This is a genomic window from Jannaschia maritima, from assembly GCF_030973515.1.
Classification (GTDB): Bacteria; Pseudomonadota; Alphaproteobacteria; order Rhodobacterales; family Rhodobacteraceae; genus Jannaschia; species Jannaschia maritima.
In genome coordinates this window covers 43,622-55,145 of record NZ_JARGZA010000022.1, presented here as the reverse complement: position 1 = coordinate 55,145, position 11,524 = coordinate 43,622, and the positions used below count along the sequence as shown (strand labels likewise).

Sequence of the window (11,524 nt, the reverse complement as noted above, 5' to 3'; positions counted from 1 at the left end):
GGTCCCCCACCTCGCGATCCATCCCCGCCGCCGCCCCGGCCGACATCGCCATCTCCCCCATATGGGTCGAGACGCGCGCGACGTTCGGGGCCTGCGCCCCCTGGGCGGCGACGAGGCCCGGCCATGCGGCGAGGCATAGCGCGGCCAGCGCGGTGCGGATGGAGGTCATGCGTGAAGTCCTTCGGTGGGAATGGTCAGGTGGGTGTGGCCCGGCGTGCGCTCCTGCTTGCAGGGACCGGGGACCGGGGAGGCTGTTCATCTCTCCGCGTCGATCAGCGCCTGACGGCTCTCGTTCTGCGTCGTGAACATCCAGCCGGGGTATTCGGGCGCGAGCGCGCTTGCAGCATCCAGGGCGTCCAGATCGCCTCGTTCGAGGACCACCTCCGTCGCACCGACATTGTCTTCGAGCTGATCGATCCGCTTCGCCCCGACGAGCACGCTGGTCACGGCCGGCTGGTGGAGGAGCCACGCCAGGGCCGCCTGCGCCACGGTGCAGTCGCGGCGGCGGGCCACCTCGTCGAGGACGTCGATCACGCCGTAGGCCCGGTCTTTGTCGACGGGCGGGAAGTCGAAGCTCGCGCGACGCCCTTCGACCGCCCCGCCGTCCCGGCGGAACTTTCCCGACAGGAAGCCGCCGGCCAGCGGGCTCCACGTCATCAGGCCGATCCCCTCGGCACGCAGCATCGGGACGATCTCCCGCTCCGCGTCGCGACCGGCGAGGCTGTAGTAGGCTTGGAGCGAGACGACCGGCGCGAGATGGCGCGCCTCCGCGATCCCGACCGCGCGGGCGACCTGCCACGCCGCCCAGTTCGACAGGCCGAGATAGCGGACGTCGCCCCGGCGGACGAGGGCGTCGAGCGCTTCCAACGTCTCGACGATCGGCGTCGCGGGGTCGAAGCCGTGGATCTGGTATAGGTCGATATGGTCCAGATCGAGACGCTTCAGGCTCGCATGGGCCTGGTCGAGGACGTGCCCGCGCGAGGCACCCCGCGCGTTCGGGCCGTCGCCCATCGGGCCATGGACCTTGGTGGCGATCACCACCTCGTCGCGGGCGACGTTCAGGTTGCGCAACGACTGACCGACGATCTCCTCGGAGCGGCCCTCGGCATAGACGTTGGCGGTGTCGATGAAGGTGATCCCCGCATCGAGGGCCGCGCCGACGATGGCATCGGCCTCCTCCTGGCCCAACTGGCCGATCTGACCCCACATCCCTTCGGAACCGCCGAAGGTCATGGTGCCGAGGCAGAGTTCCGACACGAAGAGGCCGCTGTGGCCGAGACGCCTTTGACGCATGGAGGAATCCTTCTGGCATGGGAGCGCCCCGACCGGGGCGGTCGGCGCGCGTGAATGGGGTCGACGGTCAGCCGATGCTCGTGGCGGCCGATCCGTAGCTGACGTCGAGCACCTCGCCGGTCATGGTCCGGGTGGCGTCGCCCGTGAAGAACATCACCGACTCGGCGACCTCCTCGGGCTCCAGATGGCCGACGCCGAGGGGCGCGCCTTGCGCGATCGCGGCCGAGACCTCGGCGAAGGTCGGGTTCTCCGCGCCCGGCATCATGTAGCCCAGGACGGCTTCGTTGTCCGCGAACGGCGTGTTCACCAGTCCGGGCGCGATCACGTTGCACGTGATGCCGTCCCGCCCGTAGGCGATGGCGGCGCTCTTGGCGAAGCCGTTGATGGCCCACTTCGTCGAGCCGTACAGGCCGAAGATGTCGTTGCCGGTGCGGGCGAGGCCCGAGGAGACGTAGATGATCCGGCCCCCACCGGCATCGCGAAGATGCGGCACCGCGGCCTGGGTCGTCTTCACGTATCCGTTCACGTTGGTTTCGAACAGGATCGACAGGTCGTCGGCCGTGGCGTCCTCGATGGGGCCGGCCCGGCTGACGCCCGCATTGGCGAGCACGACGTCCAGGCTGCCGAAGCGATCGACGGCCTGCCGCATCGCGTCCTGCTGGTCGGCGAGATTCCGGACGTCGCCCTGGTAGCTCATGCATTCCACGCCATGGGCTTCGACGGCGGCCTGCGCGGTGGCGAGATCCGCCTCGCTGGAAAGGGGGTACTGAACGTTCGGCAGGTCCGCCGTCGCGATGTCGAACAGGACGACGTTCGCCCCAGCCCTGGCCATCGCCTCGGCGGAGGCGAGCCCGATCCCGCGCGCGCCGCCGGTGACGAAGGCGGTCTTGCCCGACAGGTGGCCGGTCGGCGCGGCATCCTGAGCGTTCGCCGCCCGGGCACCGACCACCGCGGCCGTGGCGGCGCCGAGCGCGCCTCCGAGGGCCAGGCGACGGGTCGGATCGACGGGGCGGTCGGGGGCGGCATCGCTGTGGTGGGTCATCGGTCGTCTCCTCGGGTGGGGTGAATGGAGGACGTCATCACGCCGGTCCGGTCGTGGTCGCGGCCATCCGGGTCCCGGGCGACGCGATCGTGGTCCCGGCCGGGTTCGGTTCGATCCCCGACACGAGGTCCGGGTCCGGGACGATGGAGGCGGCAACGGTAATCCTCGCCATGGTTCGGTCCCTCACACGGTCCTTGATGTTCCGTTCGCTACGGCAGAAAGATAAATTTGATTCTGCGTGGAGTAGACCGTCGGATCGCAATGACTACTTGTCGGAATCGCAATTTATGCCGGACCCCGATATCGAACTCTTCCTGCGCGTGGTGGAGACCGGAAGCCTGAAGGCCGCGGCGACCGAAGCGAAGGCGACCCCGTCCTCGGTCACCCGTCGGATCGCCAAGCTGGAAGGGCGGCTGGGTGCCAAGCTGCTGATTCGGTCCACCCGCCGGTCGAGACCCACCGAAGCGGGGCAGGCCTACTACGACGGGGTGCGGCGGATCGTGGACGAGCAGGCCGCGCTGGAGGCCGAGATCGCGGGCCTCGCCGACACGCCGCGGGGATTTTTGCGCGTGACGGCGCCCGTGGATTTCGGTGCGCGCTTCGTGACCCCGGTGGTCGACCGCCTCCTGTCGGAATACCCGGAGCTTTCGGTCGAGTTGAACCTCGGCAGCGACTTCGCCGATCTGCGGGAGGCGAACGTGGACGTCGCGGTGCGGATCGGCAGCCTGTCGGACAGCGCGCTGATCGCCCGCCGGTTCGGGTCGGTGCCGCGCGCGATCGTCGTCGCGCCCTCCTACTTCCAGCACCACGACCGGCCCGAACGGCCCGAGGACCTCGCGCGCCACCCCTTCATCTTCTATCGCCCCGCCCCCGAGATGAAGCTGCACCTCGTCCGCGCGGGGGAGAGCGTCACGGTCGCGGTCACCTGGTGCCGGATCGCGGTGAACAGCATGTCCGCAGTGCGGGAGTTCATGTTCTCGGGCCAGGGAATGGCGCTTTCACCGCTTTGGGCGTGCGAGGATGCGCTGGCCGACGGGCGGGTCGTGCGGGTCCTGGAAGATTGGCAAAGCCCCGCCTTTCCCCTGCACGGCGTCTTCCTGCCGGGCCCCTTCCACACCGCGAAGCTGCGCGTCTTCCTCGACGCGATGGCGGCGCGGATCAAGGCGGAGCCGTCGCTGACCGCCACGTAACGGGCGACGGTTCCCCCGGCACGAAGAGCCTGCTCTTCCGCGCCGCCCCACCGGGCCGCGCCCACCGCGCTACCGCGTCCACGACACGCATCCGGCCGGCATGGGTCCCGTGCCGACATAGATCGCGCCATCGCGATAGAGATCGAACGCCGCGCCCGGGGCGAGGCCCGCGACGACGAAGACGCCGCCCCGCATGTCCACGAGGCGTTCCGAGACGCGCATCGTCCGCGTCGCGGCCTCCGCCGTCGTGACCCAGGGGGCGAAGGCTATCGCGGTGAAGGTCGGGCCCGGTGCGGGCCGCATCGCCCACCCCCCGAGCGCAACCGTCCCGAGCACGAGCCCGAGGGCCGCCGTCCGGCCGCCGCTGCCGGTCCCGCCCCGGCGAAGGGCGAGTCCCGCGCCGAGGGGCAGCAACCCGAAGACCGCGAGCCATCCTAGGTCCCAGGCGAGGGGGAGTGCGGCGTCCATCCGGATGCGATGGAGTCCCAGGACCCAATGGGCGAGGACGGCGTCGAGCCCGTGCCACGCGCCGAAGCCGATCAGCCCCCAGGCCGCGACCGTACGCCCCGCGTCCCGCGCGCCGAGCGCCCGTCGCGCCCGCCACAGGAACCAGGCGCCCACCGCGGCGATGGCGTACATGGCCGCGTGGAACCAGCCATCCGCCGCGACCTGGAACGCGACGTCGCCCTCGATCGCACCGAGCAGGTGATGCCATTGCAGGATCTGGTGCAGCAGGACGCCGTCGAAGAACCCGCTCGCGGCGAAGCCCAGCAGGAACGCGGCGGATCGCAACGGCTCGGTCGCCTCGCCGGTTTGCCTCGTCGTGTCCGTCATGCCACACCCCCGTTCGCCCTTCGTTGGGGATCTAGCGGCCTTCGGTCGGATCTCGACGGACGATGTCCCCGGCATGCGTCCATTCTACGGATCCAGCGGAAACATCGAGGATCCGCGGGCCCTGTCCGCACGACACACCATCACCTCCGCCAGGAGGGGAAGGTGATCCGATGCCCGCGCGACCGAACCTGTGCGCGACACCCGCAGGTCCGTCACCGCCAGGTCCGGTCCCGTCGCGAGCCGATCGAGCGCCAGGAAGGGCCGTGCGGCGTGAAAGGTGGGCAAGGGCACGTGCCAGGCCCAGCCGGGCGGGAGGGGAAGGCCCGCCGGACCGCGGCGCCATTCGTTCGTGTCGCCCGCCAGCAGGGCCCGCGGTCCCAGCCCGGCGAGTTGGGGCCGAAGCATCGCCATCTGCGCGATCCGGTCGCGCCGGCGCAGGCCGAGATGCGCGCAGACCACCGAAACCGGACCATCGGGTCCTTCGACGACCGCGGCGACGGCGCCACGCGGCTCGGTCCCCGGCAGGTCGATCAGTTGGACGGCGCGCGCGGTCCAGCCCGGGCGCAGCAGGATCGCGTTGCCGTGATGGCCGGTGGAGGGCGTGTCGGGATGCGTGCCCACCGCCGCCCAGCCATGCTCTGCGACCAGGGCGGGCGGCAGCGCGGGGCGGCGGGGCGGCATCCTGCGGTCGGCTTCCTGCAGGAGCGCGACGTCGGCCCCCATCTCGTCGAGCGCGCGAAGGATGCGGGCCGGATCGCGCCGCCAATCGAGCCCCACGGCCTTGCGGATGTTCCAGGATACCAGCCGCATCGTCAGAGGAGCGGCCCGGCGAGGCGCGCCACCGGAGCCAGAAGGCGCACATGCCAGGACGGGCGCTGGGGCAGGGGGCGCGCTCGGGCGAAGTCCGCCGTCAGCATCGCCTCCACCTCGGCGGCGAAGCCGCGATCCTCTACGAGCGCTGTCTCCTCGAAGTTGAGCAGCGCCGAGCGGATGTCGAGGTTTACCGTGCCCACGGAGGCGACGTCGTCGTCGATCAGCACGACCTTCTGATGCATGAAGCCGGAAAGGTACTCATGCACCGCGATCCCCGTGCGGCGCAGCATGGGCCCATAGGCGCGCGCCGCGTACCAGGCCAGCACGTTGTCGGACGGTGCGGGGATCAGGATACGCACATCGACGCCGCGGAGCGAGGCGAGTTCCAGCGCGGTCAGCAGGTCCGTGTGCGGCACGAGGTAGGGCGATGCGATCCAGAGCCTCCGCTCGGCGAGGCCCGCGAGGCCGCACCAGAGGAGGCTGCCACGCTCGATCGCATCGGTGGGGCCGGTCCCGGTCACGAGACCGCGTCGCGCGCCCGCGGCGGGCGGAACGTCCGACGGCGCGAGCGCCTCGCCCGTCACGGCGGTCCAGTCGGCGGCGAAGAGGTCGCGGAGCTGGGCGACCATCGGTCCCTCGATCCGCAGATGGGTGTCGCGCCACCGCTCGAACCGCCGCCCCCCGTCGACGTACTCGTCGCCCACGTTGATGCCGCCCGTGAACCCCACCCGGCCGTCCAGCACCACGCATTTGCGATGGTTGCGGTAGTTGATCCCGATCCGGCGCACGCGGCGCGGGGCCCCGGGGATGCCACGGACGCCCACGCCCGCTTCCCTCAGCGCGCGGACATACGTGAAGCCCAGAAAGAAGGACCCGACGAGGTCGCACAGGACCTTCACCTCGACGCCCCGCTCCGAGGCCGCGATCAGGCGGTCCTGCAGGGCCCGGCCGATCACGTCCGATCGCAGGATGTAGAACTGAACGACGACCTCGTGCTCCGCCGCCTCGATCGCCGCGAAGATCGCGTCGAACGTTTCCGCGCCGTCCACGAGAAGGCGCAGGTCGTTGCCTTCGGTCACGGGCGCGCGCGCGATGGCCGCGAGCGTGGCGAGGCGCGCCGCGGGATCGGCGTCCTCCGGCGCGCCGTGCCGGTCCTTCGGGCTGGCGTTGATCCGCGCGATGCCGCCGAAGAGCGCATAGGCCGGCAGCGCCAGCAGGGGGAAGGAGACCAGGAACACCACCCAGGCCGCCGCGCCCTGCGGCGTGCGCGCCGTCACGAGGGCCGCGCGCGCGACGAGGATGCCCGCCCCGACCAGCACGGCCTGCATCAGAAGGGCGATGTCCCACATGGCGAACCTCCCGGGCCCCGAAGCTCGCCGTCGCGGCGTGAACGTCATCCCTCGAAGGATTGAACCTCGGCCGACACTGCGACGTTCCAGCGCGTACGGATGGCCGGGCACCGGCCATTCCCCGAATTGGCCGAACGTTCCGGGAGGCCATCATGACGAAGGACGACCGCGACGCGGACGACCGCGCCGACGGGTCGGGAGGTGCGCGCCGGGACCCGTCCCCGGATCCGACCGCCCCCTTCGCGAACATCACCCACGGCCCGCCCGGACGCGGGTCCACGACACAGGAGGTTGCAGCATGAACGCCACCGATACCGACACCCGGCCCCGAACGGGTCCCGGCGCGGACGCCACGCCGAACGCGCTGCCCTTCGGGCTCGACCGCACGACGCTCGCGCGCAACTGGTGGGCCTTCGTGCTGCGCGGCGTGATCGCGCTGGTCTTCGCCGTGGCGGCCTTCGCGATGCCGGCGGCGGCGCTCTATGCGCTGACGATCGTGTTCGGCGCCTTCTCCTTCGCGGACGGCCTCATGGGCCTCGTCGCCGCATACCGCAAGATGCGCGCGGGCGAGAGCTGGGGCTGGCTGGCGCTGTCGGGCCTGCTGGGCGTGCTGGTCGGCATCGCCGTGATCGTGCTGCCCTTCGTGGCGACCGTCACCCTGGCGCTGCTGCTCGCCGTGTCGGTGGCGACCTGGTCGATCCTGTCGGGCGCCTTCGAGATCACCGCCGCGATCCGCCTGCGCCGCGAGATCGAGGGCGAGGTCTGGCTGGGCCTCGGCGGCCTCGTCTCGATCCTTCTGGGGCTGGGCGTGCTGTTCTTCCTGTTCACCCGCCCGGTCGAAAGCCTGCTGGCGGTGGGCTGGATGCTCGGCCTCTATGCCGTCGTCTTCGGCGTGGCGATGATCGTGCTGGGCTTGCGGCTGCGCAGGGAACGAAACGACCCGGTGGAGCCCACGGATCGGCGTCCGGAGGCCTGACCGTCCGCCCCGTCCGCATGCCGCGCCGGTCCGGCCCTCGGGTCGGTCGCGGGATCGAGACGGCCCCCATGGGCGGGGGCCGTCCGCCTGTTACGGTTCAGCCCGCGCTGACGTCGATGCGCTTGCTTTCCGGGTCGCTGACCTTCGGCAACGTGAGCGTGAGCACGCCGTCCTTCAGCGAGGCCGACACCCCGTCGAGGTCATAGGCGCGCGACACGGAGAAGCGCCGTTCCCAGTCGCCCGTCCGATATTCGCGGATGGCGAGGCTCATGCCGTCCGGGGCCTGCTCCTCCACCTCCGCGCGGATCGACAGCTCGCGCTTCTCCACGTGGACCTCCAGCGTGTCGGCCTTGGCGCCGGGCATGTCGGCGAGGATCGCGAGCCCGTCCTCGGTCTCCACGATGTCGCAGCGGGGCCGGAAGGTGGGACGGTCGCGCGTGGGTTCGCCCGCGCCTTCCGCCTCGGCCGGCATCTTCGATCCGTCGTCCTGGGGCGCGTCCTGCCCCTCGCCCCGGGCCTGATCCGCCTCCGGCTCATTGGGTTCGACGGCCTGGCTCTCGTGCTCCTGCGGCGTGTTGCTTTCGTCTGCCATGGGATGATCCTCCTTTCTTCGTGTTCCGGTCGGGCGCGCCGATCAGGCGGCCTTGACCTCGATGCGGCGGGGCTTGTCGCTTTCGGGGCGGTGCAGGCTGAGGTGCAGCATGCCGTCGGACAACGACGCCTCCACCTTCTCGGGATCGACCGGGAAGGGCAGGCTCAACGTGCGGGTGAACCGCCCCGCGCCCCGCTCGCGGCGGTGATAGCCCTTCGCGCCCTCGATCTCGTTCCTGCGCTCGCCCTTCAACGTGACGGTGTCGCGGTGGACGCTGATCTCGAGCGCGTCCCTGTCGACGCCGGGCACCTCCGCCGTGATCGCGACGCCGTCGGGGCCGGCATAGACGTTCATCGCCGGAAAGCCGGCGGCGGCACCCGCCGCGCCCTGGCTCATCAAGCGGTCCATCTGGCGGGTCAGCTGCCTCATCTCGCGGAACGGGTCCCGCATCGTCGTACCGAACATGGATGTCTCCTTTCTGCTGGGTTGGAACCTTCGGACCCGCCATGGGGCAGGCCCTCGCATCGCGCGGCAGCGGTCCCCGTCCCCCGAGCGTCCCGATGCCGCCTTCGGCTCGATCGACGCCGCGCGCGCAGGCGATCGCTGCCGCTGCCGTGGAAGGTGGTGGCGATGGGGGTCGGTCACGGGACGTATCCTCCGCTGTCGCACGGGCCGTCCGGCACGGTCGGATCGAAGGGCGACCGCACGCGTCGGACAGCGGCAGAACGCCACGGGGCGGCCGGAAAGTTCCAACGTTCTTGGATAGATGGGGGAGGGGGGATCGATGGAACGCGGGTTCGCACCGATGGCCCGCCGGTTCGCACCATCGGCTTCGGCCGATCGTCGCATGGCTCCACCGCGAAGTGGCCCGGGCGATGGGGCGGCATCGCCGCGAGCAGGTCGGGCGGGGCACGCCGCCGAAGTTCCGATGGCCTCCATACTGAATATTGCATGCAGTAGTCGTTTCCCCTAGCAACGGGGCGAGGGAGGCTCGGGCGCACGGCATGGCGGACGTCGACATTCGCAACCTGTCCAAGGATTACGGCGCGGCGCGCGTGCTCCACGGCGTCGACCTGTCGATCGCCGACGGCGAGTTCGTGGCGCTGGTCGGCCCGTCGGGATGCGGCAAGTCGACGACGCTGCGGATGGTGGCCGGGTTGGAAAGCGTGTCCGACGGCACGATCGCCATTGGCGGGGCCGTGGTGAACGAGGTGGAGCCCGCCGATCGCGGCATCGCGATGGTGTTCCAATCCTATGCGCTCTACCCGCATATGAGCGTCGCAGGGAACATGGGCTACGCGCTGAAGGTTGCGGGCCGCCCGCGCGACGAGATCCGCACCCGCGTCGCGGAGGCCGCGCGCATCCTCGACCTGGAGGCCCTGCTCGACCGGCGGCCCGCCGACCTTTCGGGGGGGCAGCGCCAGCGCGTCGCGATGGGCCGCGCGATCGTGCGCCGCCCGAAGGTGTTCCTGTTCGACGAGCCCCTGTCGAACCTCGACGCGAAGCTGCGCACCCAGATGCGGACCGAGATCAAGCGCATCCACCGGCAGGTCGGCGCGACCACGGTCTACGTCACCCACGACCAGGTGGAGGCGATGACCCTCGCCGACCGCATCGTCATCATGCGCGACGGGCGGCTCGAGCAGGTGGGCACGCCGGAAGACGTGTTCGACCGCCCGGCATCCGCCTTCGTCGCGGCCTTCATCGGCTCGCCGCCCATGAACCTCGCGGCCGGCCGGCTGGAAGCGGGGGGCGTGCGGCTCGATGGGGGCGCGACCGTTCCGCTCAACCTGCCCGCGCGGGGCCTGGCCGACGCGGTCGGGCGCCGCGTGCTCTTCGGCCTGCGCCCGAACGACATCGCGCCGGAGGGGCACGGCATGGACGCGGCCGAGCCTTGGGAGATCGAGGCGACCGTGTCCGCGGCCGAACCCCTGGGCGGGGAAACGCTCGTCTTCTTCCCGATGGGCGAGGGCGGGGACTGGATCGGGCGCATGCTGAAGCCCCGCGCGCTGCGCCTGGGCGAAACCATCGTGCTGCGCTTCGACCTCGCGCGTGCGCACGTCTTCGACGCGGAGACGGGCGCGCGGCTGGGAGGGGCGACGCACGAAGACCGAACGATCAACCAGGGAGGACGACCATGAGGACCACATTCATCGCGACGACCACGGCGGCGCTTCTGGCCGCCGGCGTCGCCGGCGCGCAGACGACGATCACGTTCCAGGACCAGGGCCCGGAGCGCGAGCCGTTCAACGAGGAGGCGATCCGTCTCTTCGAGGAAGCGAACCCCGACATCGACGTCGAGTACGCGTGGCAGGCCAACGAGCCCTACAAGACCGGCATCAAGGTGATGATGGAGTCGAACGATCCGCCGGACGTCTACTTCGTTTGGGCCGGATCCTTCGCCAACGACATCGCCGACACCGGCGTCGTGAGCGAGATCTCCGACAGCGAGACGCGGGGCGACGCCTGGACGCGGGGCGCGTCGAAGGGCATCGTCGACCAGTTCCGCCACAACGACGGGCTCTACGGCGTTCCGGCCGAGATCTACACGAAGACGATGTGGAAGAACGACGCCTTCTTCGACGACAACGGCCTCGAGGTTCCCGAAACGCTGGACGAGCTGCGCACGCTGTGCGGCCGGATCCGCGAGGTCGACCCCCTGATGGTGCCGATCTCGTTCGGGGCGTCCGAGAGCTGGACGATCAACCACTACCTCACGATCCTCTTCCAGCGGCACGTGCCGATCGAGACCGCGCTGGCCGACTACCAGCTCCAGGCCCCGGCGGACGAGCTGTTCACGCATCCCGGCTACGAGAAGGCACTGGAGGACTTCGTGTCGCTGATCGACGCGCAGTGCTTCAACGACGGCATCAACTCCGTCACGCCGGAGGTGGGGCGCACGATGTTCGCGACCGAACTGGCGGCGATGAACTTCTGCGGGTCGTGGTGCCCGCCAATGTTCGACGACCAAGGCTTCGCCGGGCGCTACTCGATGTTCCCCTTCCCGCGGATCGAGGGGGCCGAGGGCGATCAGGACGGCGTGCTGGTGGGCGCGGTCGGCTATCAGGTGTCGGAGGCCAGCGACGAGCGCGAGGCCGCGCTGAAGTTCGTGTCCCATCTGCTGTCCCCCGAGATGGCGGCCCTGCGGGCGCGCATGATCGGACGCATCCCGTCCAACAACGCCGCCCTGGAGGACGGCGACCTCGCGCCCATGGCCGCGGCGCTGCTGGACATGGCCACGTCCGCGCCCGTCTCGGTGCCGCCGCTCAACACGATCGTCGAGACGTCGGTCAGCGATGTGATCCTGAAGTCGGGCCAGGACTTGGTGGCGGGCACGATCACGCCGGCGGAGTTCATGGACCGGGTGCGCGCCCAGGCCCGGGACGCCGCGTCGCGCGGCTGAGCCGACGCGCGGGCGGGGACATCGACGCCCCC

At 70.7% G+C, this 11,524-nt stretch carries 13 protein-coding genes; 5 read left to right on the top strand and 8 right to left on the bottom strand.

What is annotated here, in order from left to right; all coding sequences use genetic code 11:
• Positions 1-255: 255 nt before the first annotated feature.
• The 3 genes from P0084_RS16715 to P0084_RS16705 all read right to left on the bottom strand — a co-directional run bounded on the left by P0084_RS16715 (position 256) and on the right by P0084_RS16705 (position 2,507).
• Positions 256-1,293 (bottom strand): aldo/keto reductase, encoded by a 1,038-nt coding sequence (locus P0084_RS16715; protein WP_308918022.1) that lies wholly within the window; start codon positions 1,291-1,293, stop codon positions 256-258.
• A 67-nt stretch (positions 1,294-1,360) separates the two neighbouring features.
• Positions 1,361-2,335, bottom strand: a complete 975-nt coding sequence (locus P0084_RS16710; protein WP_308918021.1) for an SDR family NAD(P)-dependent oxidoreductase — start codon at positions 2,333-2,335, stop codon at positions 1,361-1,363.
• A gap of 37 nt (positions 2,336-2,372) precedes the next feature.
• On the bottom strand, positions 2,373-2,507 hold the full coding sequence (locus tag P0084_RS16705) for a hypothetical protein (protein ID WP_308918020.1): 135 nt from the start codon (positions 2,505-2,507) through the stop codon (positions 2,373-2,375).
• A 115-nt stretch (positions 2,508-2,622) separates the two neighbouring features.
• Between P0084_RS16705 and P0084_RS16700 the strand changes: the two genes are divergently transcribed.
• Positions 2,623-3,525 carry a LysR family transcriptional regulator gene (locus tag P0084_RS16700; protein ID WP_308918019.1) on the top strand — a complete coding sequence of 301 codons (903 nt, stop codon included), beginning with the start codon at positions 2,623-2,625 and terminating at the stop codon, positions 3,523-3,525.
• Between the two features lie 69 nt (positions 3,526-3,594).
• On the opposite strand, the gene P0084_RS16695 is transcribed toward P0084_RS16700, so the two are convergent.
• The 3 genes from P0084_RS16695 to cls all read right to left on the bottom strand — a co-directional run bounded on the left by P0084_RS16695 (position 3,595) and on the right by cls (position 6,521).
• Positions 3,595-4,359, bottom strand: a complete 765-nt coding sequence (locus P0084_RS16695) for a DUF2243 domain-containing protein (RefSeq protein WP_308918018.1) — start codon at positions 4,357-4,359, stop codon at positions 3,595-3,597.
• Positions 4,360-4,443: 84 nt separating this feature from the next.
• Positions 4,444-5,169 (bottom strand): endonuclease/exonuclease/phosphatase family protein, encoded by a 726-nt coding sequence (locus P0084_RS16690; RefSeq protein ID WP_308918017.1) that lies wholly within the window; start codon positions 5,167-5,169, stop codon positions 4,444-4,446.
• A 2-nt stretch (positions 5,170-5,171) separates the two neighbouring features.
• A complete protein-coding gene (cls, locus tag P0084_RS16685; RefSeq protein WP_308918016.1) occupies positions 5,172-6,521 on the bottom strand; it encodes a cardiolipin synthase in 1,350 nt (449 codons plus the stop codon).
• Between the two features lie 152 nt (positions 6,522-6,673).
• On the opposite strand from cls, the gene P0084_RS16680 reads away from it, so the two are divergent.
• Positions 6,674-6,823 (top strand): hypothetical protein, encoded by a 150-nt coding sequence (locus tag P0084_RS16680; RefSeq protein ID WP_308918015.1) that lies wholly within the window; start codon positions 6,674-6,676, stop codon positions 6,821-6,823.
• Complete coding sequence (locus tag P0084_RS16675; RefSeq protein WP_308918014.1) at positions 6,820-7,497, top strand: HdeD family acid-resistance protein; 678 nt, start codon at positions 6,820-6,822, stop codon at positions 7,495-7,497. The genes P0084_RS16680 and P0084_RS16675 overlap by 4 nt, the downstream gene beginning before the upstream one ends.
• A 97-nt stretch (positions 7,498-7,594) precedes the next feature.
• On the opposite strand, the gene P0084_RS16670 is transcribed toward P0084_RS16675, so the two are convergent.
• Entirely contained in the window at positions 7,595-8,089 is a 495-nt protein-coding gene (locus P0084_RS16670) for an Hsp20/alpha crystallin family protein (RefSeq protein WP_308918013.1), read from the bottom strand.
• Positions 8,090-8,131: 42 nt separating this feature from the next.
• On the bottom strand, positions 8,132-8,554 hold the full coding sequence (locus tag P0084_RS16665; RefSeq protein ID WP_308918012.1) for an Hsp20/alpha crystallin family protein: 423 nt from the start codon (positions 8,552-8,554) through the stop codon (positions 8,132-8,134).
• 539 nt (positions 8,555-9,093) lie between these two features.
• On the opposite strand from P0084_RS16665, the gene P0084_RS16660 reads away from it, so the two are divergent.
• Both P0084_RS16660 and P0084_RS16655 read left to right on the top strand, forming a co-directional pair.
• Positions 9,094-10,230, top strand: a complete 1,137-nt coding sequence (locus P0084_RS16660) for an ABC transporter ATP-binding protein (protein ID WP_308918011.1) — start codon at positions 9,094-9,096, stop codon at positions 10,228-10,230.
• Entirely contained in the window at positions 10,227-11,492 is a 1,266-nt protein-coding gene (locus P0084_RS16655; protein ID WP_308918010.1) for an ABC transporter substrate-binding protein, read from the top strand. The genes P0084_RS16660 and P0084_RS16655 overlap by 4 nt, the downstream gene beginning before the upstream one ends.
• Positions 11,493-11,524: the final 32 nt, after the last annotated feature.

Bases quoted from the DNA above. Each gene is read 5' to 3' on its own strand.
- P0084_RS16700 (WP_308918019.1), top strand. From the start codon at position 2,623: ATGCCGGACCCCGATATCGAACTCTTCCTGCGCGTGGTGGAGACCGGA.
- P0084_RS16710 (WP_308918021.1), bottom strand. From the start codon at position 2,335: ATGACCCACCACAGCGATGCCGCCCCCGACCGCCCCGTCGATCCGACC.
- P0084_RS16655 (WP_308918010.1), top strand. From the start codon at position 10,227: ATGAGGACCACATTCATCGCGACGACCACGGCGGCGCTTCTGGCCGCC.
- P0084_RS16660 (WP_308918011.1), top strand. From the start codon at position 9,094: ATGGCGGACGTCGACATTCGCAACCTGTCCAAGGATTACGGCGCGGCG.
- P0084_RS16690 (WP_308918017.1), bottom strand. From the start codon at position 5,169: ATGCGGCTGGTATCCTGGAACATCCGCAAGGCCGTGGGGCTCGATTGG.
- P0084_RS16675 (WP_308918014.1), top strand. From the start codon at position 6,820: ATGAACGCCACCGATACCGACACCCGGCCCCGAACGGGTCCCGGCGCG.
- P0084_RS16670 (WP_308918013.1), bottom strand. From the start codon at position 8,089: ATGGCAGACGAAAGCAACACGCCGCAGGAGCACGAGAGCCAGGCCGTC.
- P0084_RS16715 (WP_308918022.1), bottom strand. From the start codon at position 1,293: ATGCGTCAAAGGCGTCTCGGCCACAGCGGCCTCTTCGTGTCGGAACTC.
- P0084_RS16680 (WP_308918015.1), top strand. From the start codon at position 6,674: ATGACGAAGGACGACCGCGACGCGGACGACCGCGCCGACGGGTCGGGA.
- P0084_RS16705 (WP_308918020.1), bottom strand. From the start codon at position 2,507: ATGGCGAGGATTACCGTTGCCGCCTCCATCGTCCCGGACCCGGACCTC.
- P0084_RS16665 (WP_308918012.1), bottom strand. From the start codon at position 8,554: ATGTTCGGTACGACGATGCGGGACCCGTTCCGCGAGATGAGGCAGCTG.
- P0084_RS16695 (WP_308918018.1), bottom strand. From the start codon at position 4,359: ATGACGGACACGACGAGGCAAACCGGCGAGGCGACCGAGCCGTTGCGA.
- cls (WP_308918016.1), bottom strand. From the start codon at position 6,521: ATGTGGGACATCGCCCTTCTGATGCAGGCCGTGCTGGTCGGGGCGGGC.